15 protein-coding genes are annotated in these 18,531 nt (G+C 46.8%); 9 read left to right on the top strand and 6 right to left on the bottom strand.

What is annotated here, in order from left to right; translation table 11 throughout:
- Nucleotides 1-6 precede the first annotated feature (6 nt).
- The 6 genes from B5F53_RS07715 to B5F53_RS07740 all read right to left on the bottom strand — a co-directional run bounded on the left by B5F53_RS07715 (nt 7) and on the right by B5F53_RS07740 (nt 5,554).
- Entirely contained in the window at nt 7-849 is an 843-nt protein-coding gene (locus tag B5F53_RS07715) for a MurR/RpiR family transcriptional regulator (protein WP_087222043.1), read from the bottom strand.
- Between the two features lie 29 nt (nt 850-878).
- Entirely contained in the window at nt 879-1,763 is an 885-nt protein-coding gene (locus B5F53_RS07720) for an ROK family protein (RefSeq protein ID WP_087222045.1), read from the bottom strand.
- A 102-nt stretch (nt 1,764-1,865) separates the two neighbouring features.
- Nucleotides 1,866-2,321: a YhcH/YjgK/YiaL family protein gene (locus B5F53_RS07725; protein ID WP_087222047.1), complete on the bottom strand. Its 456-nt coding sequence runs from the start codon at nt 2,319-2,321 to the stop codon at nt 1,866-1,868.
- A gap of 21 nt (nt 2,322-2,342) precedes the next feature.
- Entirely contained in the window at nt 2,343-3,854 is a 1,512-nt protein-coding gene (locus B5F53_RS07730) for a sodium:solute symporter (RefSeq protein WP_087222051.1), read from the bottom strand.
- Nucleotides 3,855-3,892: 38 nt separating this feature from the next.
- Nucleotides 3,893-4,810, bottom strand: a complete 918-nt coding sequence (locus tag B5F53_RS07735) for a dihydrodipicolinate synthase family protein (RefSeq protein ID WP_087222053.1) — start codon at nt 4,808-4,810, stop codon at nt 3,893-3,895.
- Nucleotides 4,811-4,855: 45 nt separating this feature from the next.
- The gene (locus tag B5F53_RS07740) at nt 4,856-5,554 is read right to left on the bottom strand and encodes an N-acetylmannosamine-6-phosphate 2-epimerase (protein WP_087222055.1); all 699 of its coding nucleotides are present in this window, start codon (nt 5,552-5,554) and stop codon (nt 4,856-4,858) included.
- Nucleotides 5,555-5,833: 279 nt separating this feature from the next.
- Here B5F53_RS07740 and nagA point away from each other — a divergent pair, with 279 nt between their 5' ends.
- From nagA to mfd, 9 genes are all read left to right on the top strand, one after another.
- Nucleotides 5,834-6,940, top strand: coding sequence for an N-acetylglucosamine-6-phosphate deacetylase (nagA, locus tag B5F53_RS07745; protein WP_087222057.1), 1,107 nt, complete (start codon nt 5,834-5,836; stop codon nt 6,938-6,940).
- Between the two features lie 140 nt (nt 6,941-7,080).
- Nucleotides 7,081-8,349, top strand: coding sequence for a polysaccharide deacetylase family protein (locus B5F53_RS07750; RefSeq protein WP_087222059.1), 1,269 nt, complete (start codon nt 7,081-7,083; stop codon nt 8,347-8,349).
- Nucleotides 8,350-8,558: 209 nt separating this feature from the next.
- The gene (locus B5F53_RS07755) at nt 8,559-9,911 is read left to right on the top strand and encodes an alpha-amylase family glycosyl hydrolase (protein WP_087222061.1); all 1,353 of its coding nucleotides are present in this window, start codon (nt 8,559-8,561) and stop codon (nt 9,909-9,911) included.
- A 15-nt stretch (nt 9,912-9,926) separates the two neighbouring features.
- Nucleotides 9,927-11,828, top strand: a complete 1,902-nt coding sequence (gene glgB / locus B5F53_RS07760; protein WP_087222063.1) for a 1,4-alpha-glucan branching protein GlgB — start codon at nt 9,927-9,929, stop codon at nt 11,826-11,828.
- Between the two features lie 206 nt (nt 11,829-12,034).
- On the top strand, nt 12,035-12,268 hold the full coding sequence (locus B5F53_RS07765) for a polya polymerase (RefSeq protein ID WP_087222065.1): 234 nt from the start codon (nt 12,035-12,037) through the stop codon (nt 12,266-12,268).
- 212 nt (nt 12,269-12,480) lie between these two features.
- Entirely contained in the window at nt 12,481-13,623 is a 1,143-nt protein-coding gene (locus B5F53_RS07770; protein ID WP_087222067.1) for a GTP-binding protein, read from the top strand.
- Between the two features lie 11 nt (nt 13,624-13,634).
- Nucleotides 13,635-14,585: a TIGR03943 family putative permease subunit gene (locus B5F53_RS07775; protein WP_087222069.1), complete on the top strand. Its 951-nt coding sequence runs from the start codon at nt 13,635-13,637 to the stop codon at nt 14,583-14,585.
- Nucleotides 14,586-14,596: 11 nt separating this feature from the next.
- Nucleotides 14,597-15,172: an aminoacyl-tRNA hydrolase gene (pth, locus tag B5F53_RS07780; RefSeq protein ID WP_087222071.1), complete on the top strand. Its 576-nt coding sequence runs from the start codon at nt 14,597-14,599 to the stop codon at nt 15,170-15,172.
- A 12-nt stretch (nt 15,173-15,184) separates the two neighbouring features.
- On the top strand, nt 15,185-18,499 hold the full coding sequence (gene mfd, locus B5F53_RS07785) for a transcription-repair coupling factor (RefSeq protein ID WP_087222073.1): 3,315 nt from the start codon (nt 15,185-15,187) through the stop codon (nt 18,497-18,499).
- Nucleotides 18,500-18,531 lie beyond the last annotated feature (32 nt).

An 18,531-nucleotide genomic window follows, 5' to 3' on the forward strand; every position in this document is an offset into this window, starting at 1 on the left:
CCCCCGTTATTGCCGGGTTGGAGGCTCTTTTGCAGACAGGACTTTCAGTGTGTAGTCGTGGAGGGCTTCCCGGTGGATGGTGTCGTATTTCAGGAGATGGGCATAGAATAAATCAATCATGACAAGAACGGGAAACTGAGGGGAGATAGCTTTGCCGTTGTCCAGATTTTCTTTTACCGCGCACAGAATAATTTCATCACAAAACCGGGGAAAATCTTTCTGCTTATAGGCGGTAAAGAGGATGGTGGCGGCGCCGATTTCCCGGGCGGTTTTCAGAGAGTCTAAAATGGCATTGGTACGGCCGCTGACACTGATGCCGATAACCGCGCACTGCTCGTCCAGTAAGACAGAATTCATACGGATCAGATCCGTATCGGTAATGCACTGGATGGGAATTCCGATTCGCATCAGACGAAACTGCATTTCCTGAGCCGCCAGGCCGGAACTTCCCCTTCCGTAGACGAAAATCCGCTTTTTCTCAGAAATGATCTGGCACAGACGCTCCATCTGCCGTTCGTCTACCAGGGAATAGCTTTTATTCAGAAGCTCCTGGTAGGTGGTGAGAACGATTTTGGCAGAATTGTCTGTAAGGACGGGCTCCGAGCTCTGCGCTTCCAGGCTGCGCTGGTAGTAAAAGAGAAATTCCCGGTAGCCCTGGTATCCGCATTTTTTGGCGAAGCGGGAGAGGGAGGGCTCCGATACGTAGAGCAGAGCGGATATATGTCTGGAGGAAAAATCCATTTTTTCATGATTATTCAGGAAAAAATCGGCAATGGTTTTTTCCAGAGGGGTAAAGGTGCTGTAGATGGATTCTATATAAGGAAGAATGTTTTTCTCGTACTTTTTCATAGGGATTCCTCTTATATGGTTTTAACGCTTTAACTGTGCAGTTTCCGATAGTGACAAAAGGCGCCCAGCATGCCGGCCTGGTTCTGATTCTGTGCAAAAGCAAGGCGGGTATTTTTCCGGATGGAAGGAAGCAGATACTTATCCAGGGCGTTGGAAATCTTCTCTTCCAGGTATTCTTTCTGCGCCATGATGCCGCCGCCCAGCACAACGATTTCCGGGTTTAGTACGTAACAGATATTAGCGATTCCCATCCCCAGAATCTCAGTTATTTCCCCGATGGCCTGAATGCAGACGGGATCGCCTTCCTTAGCTGCCTGGAAGATTTTACGGCCGTCCAGAGACTGGCTGTCACAGCCTTTTTTCTGGGCCACTTTTTTAACCAGGATACTGCTTGCCCCCTGCTCCTGGAAGGAACCGCCGGGAAGATGCATATATCCCACTTCACAGCCGCTTCCGGAGAATCCGTGGAAGACCTTATGATCCATAATAATGGCTCCGCCGATACCGGTTCCGATGGTCAGGCAGACGCTTAAGGAGGTTTTGCGGGCTGCGCCGAAAGCATCTTCCGCGAGTCCTGCACAGTTTACATCATTTTCCACTTCGCAGGGAAGGGAGAAAGCTTCCTCCATGATCTGTTTTATGGGAGTTCCGGTATAATCCGGAATCAGAGGAGCCGCATAGGTAATCACTCCTTTCTGGCAGTCTACCATTCCGGCAGTGGAAATGCAGATGCCTTCCGGATGATAATTCTGAAGATAATTTCCCGCAATTTCCCGGGCTTTTTCCATGATGGAGGGTCCCCCGAGCCAGGCCTGGGTGGGCTGCTCGCCGGTTTCCAGAAAAGAAGCGTCTTCCCGGATGACTCCGTGTTTGATGGAAGTACCTCCAATATCAATACAAATATATTCTTTCATAAATATAATCGAACCTTTCTTTTTCCATTTCCTATATTATAACACAGGAAGACTGCCTCAAAAAAGAAGTTCCTCTGTTTTTGAGACAGTCTTGTAATTGACTTATTTCTGAATCAGAATTTTAAAGATGGCTTTTTTAATGACTGTCGGCTCCCCAACCTGGACGGCAGTTCGGTGTGCGTCCTTGGGATAGCAGATTAAGAAATCGCCTTCTTCCAGTACAACATGGCTGTTGGGATCGCCCTCCAGCGGAAGGAAGTCGTCTTTTGGAACGTATTCTTTCTGTTCCATATTGTCAATAAAGTTTAAGTCAATCTGTTCCGGCCCCCGCAGCATAAAGTGGAGATCCAGATACTGGCGGTGAGCTTCCCAGAAACGGTTGGAGGCCGCGGTGGTTTCATACTCTACAATATTTACAAAGAGCCGGTCGCCGTCGATGGGGTAACTTCCCTTTTCCAGTTCTGCCAGATTATGAGAAGCGGCATAAGCAAAGCACTGTTTAATGTCTTCCTCTAAAAACGGATAATCCTTAAGGTCGTTTTTATTTGCAAAAATCATGGAAATACCTCCCTGAACAGATTATTTTTTGTATATGGTTGTGGACAAATCCGGAACAGATGTATCGCCTTTTACTTTTCTCCAGATGATACTTGCAGGAATACCTACCACCAGGGATACTGCGATAGAGATAATGGAGTAAGACCAGATGGATACGTTTTCCGCCGGTACAAAGTATTTAATGTAGACCATAACTACAGATGCTGCGATAAATGCCAGTGTGGTGCCAAAGGTGTTTGCAACCTTTGTAAATGCGCCGAGAATGAAGCTTCCAATCAGGATACCGAGAACAAGTCCCATGAATCCGTTAAACCATTCGTAAGCAGAAGTAACTCCGCCGTTTGCCAGAACCATGGCAACAACAATTGAGAAGATACCTACGATAAGAGATACATACTGGCCGATTTTAGTCTGTGTTTCAAAGCTTAACTGTTTCCTGGAAAGACGTTCCTGGATGTCCAGAGTCCAGCTGGATGCCACAGAGTTCAGACCTGTGGATAAGGTGGACTGAGCGGCTGCATAGATAGCGGCCAGGAGCAGTCCGGTTACACCTACCGGAAGCTCAAATGCAATCCAGGATGCAAAAATCTGATCCTGCTGTGCTGCAGGAGGCAGAGGATTGCCCTGTACCTGGTAGAATACATACAGTGCAGTACCGATTAAGTAGAAAGCAGTTGCAATGAAGATAGATAATCCGCCGTTGGCGAGCATCATTTTGTTTAATTTTTTGGTATCGGTAGTGGTTGTGAAACGCTGAACAATATCCTGGCTGGATACATAGGAGCCCATGGTGTTGAATCCGGCGCCCACAATCATTAAGAATACGCTGTTTTTCAGGATGTTAATGTTGAAAATCGGTTCATCCGGAGCCAGGAATTTATGTCCTGCTGTCAGGCTGTCCATAACAGCTCCCATTCCTCCGTCAATATGTGCAATCAGGAAAATAACCGCGAAGGTTACGCCGATTAACAGGACGGAACCCTGGATAAAGTCGGTCCAGAGCACGGATTTTAATCCGCCGGTGTAGGAGTAAATAATTGCAATTACACCCATGATAATAATCAGAATATTCACGTTTACGCCCATCAGGCTGGAGAGCACCATACATGGAAGATACATGATGATGGACATACGGCCAATCTGATAAATGATGAACATAACGGCGCCCAGAACACGAAGTCCCTTGCTGTTAAAACGCAGTTCCAGATAGTGATAAGCGGTATCAATATCCAGCTTGCTGTAAATGGGCAGGAAGAACTTAATGGTTACAGGAATTGCCAGCAGCATACCAAGCTGAGCAAACCACATAATCCAGGTTCCTGCATAAGAGTTTCCTGCCAGTGACAGGAAGGAAATGGGGCTTAATAAGGTAGCGAAGATGGATACGGAGGTTACCCACCACGGAACGGTTCCATCACTCTTAAAGTATTCTTTTCCCTTCATTTCCTTTTTGGCAAAATGTAAACCGGCAAATAAAACGGCTGCCAGATATACAATCAGAATCACTAAATCAATAACGGTAAAACCCTGCATAACTTACCTCCCTCATATTGTTTTTCCAATATTTTTTCTTAGCAGTATTTTGCAATCGCATCCTGAATCATCCTGGCGGCTTCTTTTGCGATTTCTTTGTCATTTTCGTTTAATCCGGTGAGCGGTTCTCTGACGCTTCCGATATCCAGTCCTTCGTTGATGCGAAGCACCTCTTTAATCATGGCATACATGTTGCCGCGGCCGGAACATAATTTGTAAATAATTTCGTTTACGGCGTACTGTACTTCTCTGGCTTCCTCCATTTTAGCTGCCCGTACCAGTTCATCCATCTTCAGGATTAAAGCAGGCATAGCTCCGTAAGTACCGCCGATTCCGCCTTCTGCGCCCATGATGCGTCCGCTGATGAACTGTTCGTCGGGACCGTTAAATACCATGAAGTTGTCTTGGCCGGCTGCCTTAAACATCTGAATATCCTGTACCGGCATAGAAGAGTTCTTCACTGCGATTACACGCGGGTTTTTCTTCATTTCAGCCAGAAGGCTCATGGTCAGGGCAGTTCCTGCAAGCTGAGGAATGTTGTAAATAACGAAATCGGTGTTCGGTGCAGCAGAGCTGATTGCATTCCAGTAAGCGGCGATGGAGTACTCCGGCAGACGGAAATAAATAGGCGGAATAGAAGCGATAGCATCAACCCCCAGGCTTTCCGCATGTCTTGCCAGTTCCATACTGTCTTTGGTGTTGTTGCAGGCTACGTGTGCAATAACGGTCAGTTTGCCTTTTGCCACAGCCATAACGTTTTCCAGTGTCAGCTTCCGGTCTTCCACGCTCTGGTAGATACATTCTCCTGAAGAACCGCAGACATAAACACCCTTTACTCCTTTATCGATGAAGTACTGAGTCAGGGCTCTTGTTCTTTCCGGACTGATGTCTCCATTATCCTCATAACATGCATAGAATGCGGGAATAACTCCTTTGTACTTTTCTAAATTACCCATAAGAATCTCCTTCCTGTCCCCCGGGACATATATATTTTAATTTTTTTATTTATCTAACTCAGACAGACAATCGGTAAAAGCTTTGGTGATAAGCTGAGGCCGTGTGATAATAGAGCCTACAACCACGCTGAAACAGCCAAGCTCGATTACCCGTTTCGCCTTCTCGGGCGTATTGATGTTTCCTTCTGCAATGACCGGATGAGAAACCTTCTCCAGAATGGTACGGATGATTTTGAAATCGTCTGCCTCGATTTTATCTCCACGGCTCTGGTCGGTATATCCTACCAGAGTGGTTCCGATAAAATCAAATCCCAGTTTATCCGCATAGAGAGCTTCTTCTACTGTGGAGCAGTCAGCCATAAGCTTCTGACCGGGGTATTTGGCGCGAATCTCTTTTACAAAGTCTTCCAGCGACAGATTTCCGGGACGTACCTCCCTGGTTGCATCCAGAGCGATAATCTCCGGTTTTACCTCCATCAGTTCCTCCACTTCTTTCATAGTAGGAGTGATATAGATCTTGCTGTCCGGGTAATCCCGTTTTACAATTCCGATAACAGGAAGATCCACATTTTTCTTAATTTCCTCAATATCTTCTCTGGTATTTGCACGGATACCATAAGCGCCGCCTTCCTTTGCGGCCCGCGCCATGCGTCCCATGATGAAAGAAGAATGTAAAGGCTCATGAGGAAGAGCCTGGCAGGAAACGATCAGATGTCCTTTTAATGCCTGTAAATAAGGTTCCATAGTTCGCCTCTCCTTTCGGTTGTTATTTGCTTCTGTGTTTTTCTGCTCTCAGTATAGAACTTCAAGAAAATAATTTCAATATTGAGAAACGAGTTTGAAAGTACTTTCAACATATACGTGAAAATTACCTGATTTGCCCCGTTTACCCTTGGGCAGTTATAGGAAAAACGCATAAAGGGTGAAAGTATTTGCAATTATTATGGCTGATATTGAAAAGAAGAATAACACTGTCTATAATAAGAAAAAATAAGTGGGAACAAAGAAGAAGGAGGAAGCCCTATGATCATTAAAAATGGAAAGGTTTTTCAGGAAGACGGAAATTTTGTACAAAAGGATCTATATATAGATGACAATCATAAAATCGCCCGGTCCGAGGATCAAATCGGAGATAAAAGTGTGGTAGATGCCGGCGGAAGACTGGTGATTCCGGGCCTGGTGGATATTCACAGCCACGGAGCGTTCGGCCATGATTTTTCAGACGGAGATTCGGAAGGATTGAAAATTATTCTGAAATACCAGAAAGATCATGGAATAACTTCCTACTGTCCAACATCCATGACACTTCCCAAAGAACAGCTTTTAAAGATTTTTCAGACGGTGCGGGAAGTGGAAGATTATCGGGAAGGTGCCCGTGTAGCAGGCATTAATATGGAAGGCCCCTTCATTGATCCGGCGAAAAAAGGCGCCCATGTGGAAGGGTATATCGTGGAACCGGATGTGGAATTTTTCCGGGAATGTAATGAAAAATGCGGCAATCGGATTAAACTGGTGACCCTGGCGCCCAATACCAGGGGAGCGGAGCGCTTCATTGAGGAGCTGCACCGGGAAACCTGCATCTCCCTGGGACACACAGGGGCAGATTATGAAACCTGCAAAAAAGCCATGGAACTGGGAGCCCATCATGTTACCCATCTGTTTAATGCCATGCTCCCCTTTGCACACAGGGAACCGGGACTGGTGGGAGCGGCGGCAGACGACGATTCCTGTATGGTGGAACTGATCGGGGACGGGCTGCACATTCACCCCGGCATGGTTCGCAGTATTTTCCGTATGTTCGGGGAAGAGAGAGTCTGCCTGATCAGCGACTCCATGATGGCCACGGGAATGGAGAACGGAACTTACGAGCTGGGGGGACAGAAAGTACAGGTGAAAGACCGGAAAGCCACATTAAAGGACGGGACCATCGCCGGATCAGCCACCAACCTGTTCGATGTGATGAAGACGGTACACAGCTTCGGTATCCCGCTGAAGACGGCGGTTTTTGCAGCAACCAGAAATCCTGCCAAAAGCATTGGGATTTATGAAACGGTGGGCTCAGTCACTCCCGGTAAAGAAGCAGATCTGTTAATTCTAAGTGAAAACCTGGATTTGCTGCAGGTAATTTAAGAGATAAAAGAAACGTAAAAAATGGGTGGCAGAAATTAACGGTTTTTTAATAATTTTCTCCCGGAAACGAATTGTATTTTGTACAGGCCTGGTGTATGATAAATGGGAAATTTCAATTCAAGGGATAGAGGTTTATATAAATGGACAAAAGAGTGATACAGCGGAGAATGCGGCAGAAGCGGAGGCAGTTGCTGATACGTAAGATAACAAAGCTGGTTTTCTGTGCGGTGGCAGCCGTCCTTTTGGTGGTCTTCGTGGTGAAAGGAATTATCGGTCCGATTACGGGAAAGCTGGGAGGAAAGGAAGAAGGAACGACTCAGGAGGTACAGGCGAAGACCCAGGAAGCGGATCCTTCGGCAGCCATCCGCCAGCCCATAAAAGGAGAAGCAGACGCGGGAAAACTTTCTTCCACATCGGTAGGATGGCAGGAAGACGAGAATGGAAAATGGTATCAGAATGCCGATGGTTCCTACTATGCAGGCGGCATGGCAGAAATCGACGGCAGTACATATGGATTTGATGAGAATGGTTATCTGGAGAGCGGATGGGCCACTTATGGATCCCAGGATTACTACTTTAACGATGACGGAACCCTGGATCCCCAGAAGCAGCGGCCGATGATTGCCCTGACTTTTGACGACGGTCCGGGCGAGTATACCAATCGTCTTCTGGATTGTCTGGAGGAATACGGCGCCCATGCAACCTTCTTTATGCTGGGACAGAACGTTGGAAATTATCCGGATGCGCCCAAGAGAATGCAGGAAATCGGCTGTGAACTGGGAAATCATTCCTGGAGTCATCCCCAGCTTACCACTCTGGGTCTGGATCAGGTATCCGAACAGTTTGAGAAGACCAATCAGGCTCTGGAAGATGCCTGCGGATCGCCTGCTACGGTGGCCCGTACTCCATACGGAGCCCAGGATGATTCCATACTGAGCGCAGTGGGACTGCCCTGCTTTATGTGGTCTACAGACAGTCTGGACTGGAAACTGCTGGATGCACAGGCAGATATTGATTCCATTATGAATGATGAAACCCTGGGCGACGGTTCCATTATTCTGATGCATGATATACATGAGCCGTCGGTGGACGCCGCCATTGAGCTGATTCCGATGTTAATCGATCAGGGATATAAACTGGTAACGGTCAGCGAGCTGGCAGAAGCCAAGGGAGTCAGTCTGGAAGCAGGAAAATCGTATTCCGATTTCTGGCCGTCTACCATAGAGAGTTTAACCGGTTCCTCTTCTGAGGATGATTATACGGAAGAAGATTACACAGAAGACGAAGGAGACGGCGAAGTTTATGAAGACTATGTGGAGAGCACCAGCAATGAGGAAGCCGAAGAGATAAACAGCACAGACGATTCATCCGGAGAGGATTATCAGGAGAATCCGGACAGTGAAGAATAGGAAAAGACAGAAGAGGAGATGTTTAAATAAGAGCATCTCCTCTTATATTTTTTTGGTATCTGTGTTGGATTTCGTTGACGGAGCTATTTGGATATATTATAATTTATGCTATAATGTTTCTGGATTTTATAGTAAAAGGTGTACAAAATCACCATGAATCCGACAGAATCAGACTTCGAAGGACATATTAAATGTTAGGAGGATTTAAAATGGGAAAATGGTATGAGGAAGCAGTGTTTTACCACATGTATCCAATCGGGATGACGGGCGCTCCCCGGGTGAACGAGGGCGGACCGGCAGAACACCGCTTCCGGGAACTGATAAAATGGCTGCCCCACATTGAAGAACTGGGCTGCACGGCCATTTATATAGGACCCCTGTTTGAATCGACTTCTCATGGGTACGATACAAAAGATTATAAATCAGTAGACAGACGTCTGGGCGACAACCAGGATTTTAAAGAATTCGTAGAAGAAGCTCATAAACGGAAGATTAAGATCGTTGTGGACGGTGTGTTTAACCATACAGGAAGAGAATTTTTTGCCTTCCGGGATATACAGAAAAACAGAGAAAACTCTCCCTACTGCAGTTGGTATAAAGGGATCAATTTCGGCTGGGATAACCCCTATCATGACGGATTCGGGTACGAGGCCTGGAGGAACTGTTTCGAATTAGTAAACCTGAATTTATGGGAGCCGAAAGTCAGAGAGTATCTTCTGGACGTAATCGGTTTCTGGATTGAGGAATTTCAGATCGACGGCATCCGCCTGGACTGCGCCGACTGCCTGGATTTCTCCTTTATGGAAGAGATGAGGAGGTACGTGGATGCCAGGAAAGAAGATTTCTGGCTGATGGGCGAGGTGATCCACGGGGATTACAGCCGTTATGTAAAGCCCGGGATGTTAAACAGCGTGACCAATTACGAACTGCATAAAGGACTGTATTCCGGCCATAATGATCACAACTACTTTGAAATTGCCCATACCATAAGGCGCCAGTTCGATCAGAACGGAGGCATTTATAAAGGGGCGAAGCTTTATTCCTTTGTGGATAATCACGATGTGGACCGTCTGGCAAGCAAGCTGACCCATAAAGAACATCTTCCCCTGGTGTATACTCTTTTATACACCCTTCCGGGGATTCCCTCCATTTATTATGGATCAGAATGGGGAATCGAAGGGAAGAAAGAAGGCCCCAACGACGATTATTTAAGGCCGGCGGTAAATCTGGAAGAAGTGTTAAAAGAAGTCCCCAATCCGGAGCTGATGGAATGGATACAGCTTCTGGGGAAAATTCACCGGGAGTATCCGGCCTGCTCCAATGGAGAATACAAAGAGCTTGTATTAACCAACCGGCAGTATGCCTATGCCAGGATACAGGGAGACAGCGGTATTATAGCGGCTGTAAATAATGATGAACAAGAGGCGAAGATACAGATACCGGCGCCGTTTTCGGAAAAAACATATAGAAGTCTTACAGACGATGAGGTATGGGAGCCAGAGAATGGGAAAATTCTTCTGACGCTCAAGCCCAGCGAAAGTAAATTATTAGAATTTCATTGACAGGGAGGGAGCTTAATGAAGAAGAAAGCTACAACAGAGAAAATTGAAATTACAGAACTGGATCAGTATCTGTTCGGTCAGGGGGTACATTATGACATTTATAAGAAACTGGGAGCCCATCCTGCCAAGAGAGGGAGAAAAACAGGTATCTATTTTGCTGTCTGGGCGCCGGACGCAAAGGGTGTATCGGTAATCGGAGATTTTAACCAGTGGGATACAGAAGCAAATCCCATGAAAAAGCTGGGACCTATGGGGATTTACGAGGCATTTATTCCCGAGGCCAAACTGGGAGATTTATATAAGTATTACATTATCGGCGCCAATGGGGAAGAACTGTATAAGGCGGATCCCTACGCCAATGCGGCAGAGCTTCGTCCGGGCACGGCTTCCCGGGTAACCAATATCGCGGACTATACCTGGAAAGATGAAACCTGGATGAAAAATCGTCCCCAGTTCGATGAAAAAGTGCAGCCTATGGCAATCTATGAAGTGCATCCCGGCTCCTGGAAGAAACATCCTCTCACAGAAGAAGATGAGGACGGATTCTACAATTACCGGGAATTTGCCCATGAACTGGCAAAATACGTGAAAGAGATGGGGTATACCCATGTAGAACTGATGGGAATTGCAGAGCATCCCTTCGATGGTTCCTGGGGATACCAGGTAACCGGATACTATGCGCCTACTTCCCGGTACGGAACGCCCCAGGATTTTAAATACATGGTGGATTATCTGCATCGTCAGAAAATCGGGGTTATTTTAGACTGGGTTCCCGCCCATTTCCCCAAAGACGCCCATGGACTTGCCAACTTCGACGGATATGCCGTATATGAACATGCCGATCCCAGACAGGGAGAGCACCCCGACTGGGGAACCAAGATCTACAATTACGGCAGACCGGAGGTGAAGAACTTCCTCATTGCCAACGCTCTGTTCTGGGTGGAGGAATGTCATGTGGACGGCCTTCGCGTGGACGCGGTTGCCTCCATGCTTTATCTGGATTACGGAAAGAGAGACGGCGAGTGGGTTGCCAATAAATACGGCGAGAACAAAAACCTGGAAGCCATTGAATTCTTCAAACACCTGAATACGGTAGTGTTAGGAAGAAATCACGGAACCGTCATGATCGCCGAGGAATCTACCGCGTGGCCCATGGTAACAGGAAAAGCGGAAGAAGACGGACTGGGATTCTCTCTGAAGTGGAACATGGGATGGATGAACGATTTCCTGGAGTATATGAAACAGGATCCTTATTTCAGAAAGTACAATCATAATAAGATGACCTTCTCCATGACCTATGCTTACAGTGAGAAATATATTCTGGTAATTTCCCACGATGAAGTGGTTCATTTAAAATGCTCGATGGTCAACAAGATGCCGGGTTATCTGGACGACAAGTTTAAGAATCTGAAGGCAGCCTATGCCTTTATGACCGGCCATCCGGGAAAGAAACTGCTGTTTATGGGACAGGATTTCGGACAGCTTCAGGAGTGGAGTGAGAAGAGGGAACTGGACTGGTTCCTTCTGGGAGAGAAAAATCATCAGGATCTGCAGTCCTTTGTGCGTGACCTGCTGAAAATATACAGAAAATATCCGGCTCTTTACGCAATGGATACCAATCCGGAAGGATTCGAGTGGATAAACGCCAATGACGGAGACAGAAGTATTTTCAGTTTTGTACGGAAGTCACCTACCAAGAGAAATAACCTGTTGTTTGTATGTAACTTTACACCTATGGAGCGGCCGGATTACCGGGTAGGAGTGCCCAGAAAGAAACAGTACAAGCTGATTATGGATGAAAACGGATTGCTGGATAAGCCTAAGGTTTACCAGGCAGAAAAGAAAGAGTGCGACAACCGTCCGTTCTCCATGGCGCACCCACTGCCGCCGTACGGAGTTGCCGTATTCCTGTACTAGAAAGAGCGTAACTATTGCGCTCAGCTCATAGGTCTGCCCGATTGAAAAATCATGCGAGCATGATTTTCTCTCACGGACAGCCCTATGGCTGAATAGTTTCGGGAAAATAAAGGAAATGATTTGCATTTCCTCACAGAATGGGGTATAATTACCGCGAAGTGATGAATAATTAAAGTTTCAATAAAATTGGAAAGGAGATTTCAAAAATGAAAGTATCCAATATTACAGATGTTGAAAAGTTTTTTAAAGTTGTTGATAGCTGCAAAGGAAGAGTAGAGTTAGTGACAGGAGAAGGCGACCGCTTAAATCTGAAATCACAGCTTACAAAATACGTTTCTCTGGCAACCATTTTCTCCAATGGAGAAATTCCGGAACTGGAACTGGTTGCATCAGACGCAGAAGACGTAGAAAAATTAATGGACTTCATGCTGAACGGCTGATAACTGACAAAAGCGTAGTGCAAAGCGAAACAAGGGGGATGTGAGGAATCTGAAAGAGATTTTAGATAGTCATATCCCTCTGTTTTATATTTTGTGCATTTTGCCAAGTATAGAAAAAAGAGAGGCTTTTGCGGTATTGCAGCAAAATAAAGGAAAAAAATAACCAGGGGTCTTTAACGACTGCTGGTTAAAATTTGTGAGAGGAGACAGCTATGACAAAGATTGATATTATTTCCGGTTTTTTAGGGGCCGGTAAGACTACACTAATCAAAAAACTGTTAAAAGAAGCTTTTTCAGGAGAGCAGGTAGTTCTGATTGAAAATGAATTCGGTGAAATCGGCATTGACGGCGGCTTTCTCAAAGAGGCAGGGATTCAGATTCGGGAGATGAATTCCGGCTGTATCTGCTGTTCTCTGGTGGGAGATTTCGGAGCTTCCCTGAAAGAAGTGGTAGATACGTACCATCCGGATCGGATTTTAATTGAGCCATCCGGAGTAGGAAAGTTATCTGACGTAATCAAGGCGGTACAGGGCGTGCAGAATGAAGTGGAAATCACTCTGAACAGCTATACCACCATGGTGGATGTGAAAAAGTGCAAAATGTATATCCGCAACTTCGGGGAATTTTTCAACAACCAGGTAGAGTATGCGGGAGCGATTATTTTAAGCCGTACGGATCTTGTGGACGAAGAAAAGGCCCAGCAGTGCATGGAACTGTTAAGAAGCATAAATCCGAAGGCTGCCATTATTACCACTCCCATCGAAAATTTAACGGGTAAAAAGATTCTGGAAGTCATGGAAAACCCGGTTTCCCTGGAGCAGGAGCTTCTGGAAGAAGAAGTATGCCCGGAATGCGGCCATATCCACGGCCATGATCACCACCATGACCATGAACATGGTCCGCACCATGAGCATGACCATCACCATGACCATGAGCATGGCCCGCACCATGAGCATGACCACCACCATGACCACGAGCATGGCCCGCACCATGAGCATGACCACCACCATGATCACGAGCATGGTCCGCATCATGACCACGATTGTCATCATGATCACCATCATGGCCATCATCATGCAGACGAGGTCTTTACAAGCTGGGGCAGAGAAACAACGAAAAAGTTTGAGAAGGAAGAAATAGAGAAAAAACTGGAACTCCTGTCAGCTTCTGAAGAGTTCGGCATGATTCTGCGGGCCAAAGGAATGCTTTCCGATTCCCAGGGAGAATGGACCTATTTTGATATGGTTCCGGGAGAGGTGGAAATCCGGACAGGCGCTCCGGACTATACAGGCCGTATTTGTGTCATCGGGTCAAAACTGAAAGAAGAGAAACTGGCAGAGTTATTTGGAGTATAAGGAGGAGAAAAATGGACGAAATCCGTGTTCCCATTTATTTTATTACGGGCTTTTTAGAGAGCGGAAAGACCTCTTTTCTGAAGTTCACTCTGGAGCAGGACTATTTTTGCATAGAGGGAAGAACCCTGCTGATTTTATGTGAGGAAGGGGAAGTGGAATACGATCCTTCGGTCCTGGAAGTGTCAGACACCGTAGTGGAGATTATCGAAAAGGAAGAAGACCTGACGCCTGAGAGACTACAGGCCATGGACATTCTTCATAATCCGGAAAGAGTGATTATAGAATATAATGGAATGTGGCTGGCCAGTAAGTTTGAACAGATGCAGCTTCCCCAGGGATGGGGAATTGCCCAGCATATTACCATTGTGGACGCCAGCACCTATTCTGTCTATATGAATAATATGAAATCCCAGTTTATGGATATGGTCCGTAATGCGGAAATGATTGTATTTAACCGATGCAAAGAGGGGGATCCTCTGGCTTCTTACCGCAGAGGTATTAAGGTAGCCAATCAGAAAGCAGAGATCATTTTCGAGGACGACGAAGGAGAGATTGAGGATATTTTCGGAGACGGAATGCCCTTCGATCTGGAGGCGGACGTGATTGAGATATTACCGGAAGATTATGGAATCTGGTTTGTGGATACGATGGATCATCCGGAACGTTATGTGGATAAAACAGTAAAATTCAAAGGACGGGTGTTGAAACCCAAAGCCATGCAGGCCAAATGCTTCGTACCGGGAAGAACGGCCATGACCTGCTGTGCAGACGATACCACGTTTCTGGGCTATATCTGCAAAAGCGGGTATGCGCCCAAGCTGCAGGAAGGGCAGTGGGTGGAAGTTACCGCCCGGATAAAGGTGGAGCAGCAGGCCGCCTACCGGGGCAAAGGGATCGTTCTTTATGCGGAACATGTACAGCCCTGCGATCCCCTGCCGGAGGAAATGGTATATTTTAATTAACGGAGGAAAACATGTATTTGATTGCAGGACTGGGAAATCCAGGAAAACAGTATGAAAAGACCAGACACAATATGGGATTCGACGCCATCGACGAACTGGTGGATCGCCGTCAGATTCCCGGAGGCTGGGTGAAGTTTAACGCCATGTACGGAAAGGGAGTTCTGGAAGGAGAAAAAGTGATTCTGGCAAAACCCCTGTCCTACATGAATTTAAGCGGAGGCCCGGTGAAAGCCCTGGCAGATTACTTTAAAGTTTCCTACGAGCAGGAACTGATCGTCATTTATGACGACATTGATCTGGAACCGGGAATGATAAGAATCAAAAAGCAGGGCAGCGCAGGAGGCCACAACGGAATCAAAGATCTGATCCGGCAGCTTGGCACCCAGAAATTTATCCGGATAAAGGTGGGCGTAGGGGCGAAGCCCAAAGGATGGGATTTGGCCGATTATGTGCTGGGGCGTTTTTCCACCGAAGAGAGGAAACTGGTGGATAACGCCATAGAGAGAGCCTGCGATGCGGTGGAAATGATCTTAAAAGACGGTGTGGACGCGGCTATGAACCAGTATAACCGGAAACAGGAAGGATAGCGGGGAAAGAATATGAAAGCATTTGTCCAACCATTACAAAGGCTGGCGGAATATGAAGAATTGCAGGAAACATTAAAAAAGAATCAGGCAATGGTACAGATTACCGGATGTATGGAATCCCAGAAAGCCCATTTAGCGTATGGACTTTCTGGGCTTTTCAAACGCCGTCTGCTGATTGCAGAAAATGAGCAGCGGGCCAAAGAGCTGTATGAAGACTATCGTTTTTATGAACCTTCTGCCCTTTTTTATCCCGCCAAGGATCTGCTGTTTTTTCAGGCGGATATTCATGGAAATCTGCTGCTGAAACAGAGAATGAGGGCTGTGAAAGCCCTGTTGGAAGAAGAATCGGCAACTATCATTACCAGTATTGACGGATGTATGGATTACCTGATGCCCCTGGAAGAGATAAGCCGGGAAAGAATTGCTGTTTCCTCCGGCGGCATTATCAATCTTCAGGAACTGGAACAGCGCCTGTCCCAAATGGGATATGAACGGGCGGCGCAGGTTGAGGTGTCAGGACAGTTCTCTGTCAGGGGAGGAATTATTGACATTTATCCTCTGACCGAAGATGCGCCCTGGAGGATTGAACTGTGGGACGATGAAGTAGATTCCATCCGCAGTTTTGATGTGGAAAGCCAGCGTTCTCTGCAGAATCTGGAAGAGATTTTAATCTATCCTGCCTGTGAAAAAATCTCTGAGGAGGGAATGGTTTCCTTTCTGGAATATTTTCCGCCGGAGGATTCCCTGATTTTTCTGGATGAGCCCGGAAGAATTAAGGAACAGGCAATTGCCGTACAAGAGGAACTGGAGGACAGTCTGGCCCACCGGCAGGAGAAAGGAGAATCCAGAGGACTGCGGGCTCTCTTCTGTGAGTTTACAGAGGTGCAGAAACAGATTCTCGGCAGAAGAAGCGCAGCCTTATCCACTCTGGACGCCATCTCCGGAGAATGGAAGGTAAAGAAACGGTTCCATTTCCAGATTAAATCTGTAAACTCTTACAATAACAGTTTTGAGCTTCTGGTCAAAGACTTAAAGCAGCTAAAGAAAGACGGATATGCCGTAATTCTTCTGTCCGGATCCCGCACCAGAGCCCGGCGTCTGGCGAAGGATTTGCTGGAGCAGAATCTGACAGCCTTTTACAGTGAAGACTACGGCCGGATCGTAAATGCGGGAGAGATTATGGTAGTGTACGGACACGCCAGAAAAGGATTCGAATATCCCCTGGTAAAGTTTGTGGTGATCACCGATACAGACATATTCGGAAAAGAGCAGAAGAAGAAACGGAAGAAGAAAGAATACAGCGGGAAGAAAATCCAGGACTTTGCAGAGCTGTCCGTGGGGGACTATGTGGTTCACGAAAAGCACGGGCTGGGAATCTACCGGGGAATTGAAAAGGTAGAGGTGGAACGGGTAGTAAAGGACTATATTAAGATTGAATACCAGGGAGGAAGCAATCTTTATATTCTGGCTACCCAGTTGGATATGCTGCAGAAATATGCAGGGGCGGACGCCCAGAAGCCACGGCTGAACCGTCTGGGAGGACAGGAATGGAATAAGACGAAAACCCGGGTACGGGGAGCAGTAAAAAATATCGCCAAAGATCTGGTGGCCCTGTATGCCGCCCGGCAGGAAACGGACGGATATGCCTACGGGCCGGATACGGTGTGGCAGAAAGAGTTTGAAGAGATGTTTCCCTATGAGGAAACAGAAGATCAGCTTGCAGCCATTGAAGACACCAAACGGGATATGGAAAGTCACAGGATCATGGATCGGCTTATCTGCGGCGATGTGGGATACGGAAAAACCGAGGTGGCCCTGCGGGCAGCCTTTAAGGCCATTCAGGAAGGCAGACAGGTGGTCTATCTGGTACCTACCACGATCCTGGCGCAGCAGCATTACAATACCTTTATGCAGAGAATGAAAGACTTCCCGGTAAGGGTGGATCTTCTGTGCAGATTCCGGACGGCTGCTGAACAGAAGAAAACCCTGGAAGATTTGAAAAAAGGATGGGTGGATGTGGTTATCGGAACCCACCGGGTGCTGTCGAAGGATGTAACATTTAAAAATCTGGGACTTCTGATTGTAGATGAGGAGCAGCGGTTCGGAGTGGGGCATAAGGAAAAAATCAAACAGTTAAAGCACAACGTGGATGTGCTCACACTGACCGCCACACCCATTCCCCGTACCCTGCATATGAGTCTTATCGGAATCCGGGATATGAGCGTTCTGGAAGAGCCGCCCATGGATCGGATGCCCATTCAGACGTATGTTATGGAGTATGAAGAAGAAACTGTGCGGGAAGCCGTAAAAAGGGAATTAAACCGGGGCGGTCAGGTCTATTACGTCTATAACCGGGTAAATGACATTGCAGATGTGAGCGGACGGATTGCCAGACTGGTTCCGGAAGCGAAAGTAGCTTTCGCCCATGGCCAGATGAGTGAAAAAGAGCTGGAAAAAGTGATGTATCAGTTTATTAACGGAGAAGTGGATGTGCTGGTATCCACAACGATTATAGAAACGGGCCTGGACATCTCCAATGTAAATACCATGATTATCCACGACTCGGATCGCTACGGACTGTCTCAGCTCTATCAGCTCCGGGGACGGATCGGCCGTTCCAACCGGACGGCGTATGCCTTTTTAATGTACCGGAGAAACCAGGTATTAAAAGAAACGGCGGAGAAGCGTCTGGCGGCCATCCGGGAGTTTACCGATCTGGGCAGCGGTTTTAAAATTGCCATGCGGGATCTGGAAATCCGGGGTGCCGGGAATCTGCTGGGTGCAGAACAGCATGGCCATATGGAGGCGGTGGGTTATGATTTATACTGTAAGATGTTAAGCGAGGCGGTTAAAGAAGCGAAGGGCCAGGTTGTTATGGATGATTTTGAGACCACCATTGATCTGGACATCGACGCCTTTATTCCGGATACCTATATCGGCAACGAGTTTCAGAAGCTGGATATTTATAAACGGATTGCAGGAATTGAAAATGAAGAAGAGTATGAAGACATGTTGGAAGAACTTCTGGATCGCTTCGGCGATCCGCCGAAACCGGTAATGAACCTGATGGGAATCGCCAATCTGAAAGCCCTGGCCCATAAAGCTTATATTACAGAAATTAAACAGTTGGGAAAAACGGTGAAGATTACCCTTTACGAAAAGGCAAAGATTAATCCTCAGGGGATTCCCAGGGTTCTGGCAGCCCATAGACGGGGCCTGAGTTTCCGGGCAGAAGAACCCCCTTGTTTCTTCTATGAGGGACAGGCAAAAGATTTGAATGGAATTTTGTGTTTAATTGATGAAATTTACAGATTTACCTTGCCCTGAGGCCAGAAAAAGATTATACTCATAGAAGCGGC

The sequence above is a fragment of the Blautia sp. An249 genome (assembly GCF_002159835.1).
In the GTDB taxonomy this organism is placed as follows: Bacteria; Bacillota; Clostridia; order Lachnospirales; family Lachnospiraceae; genus Blautia_A; species Blautia_A avistercoris.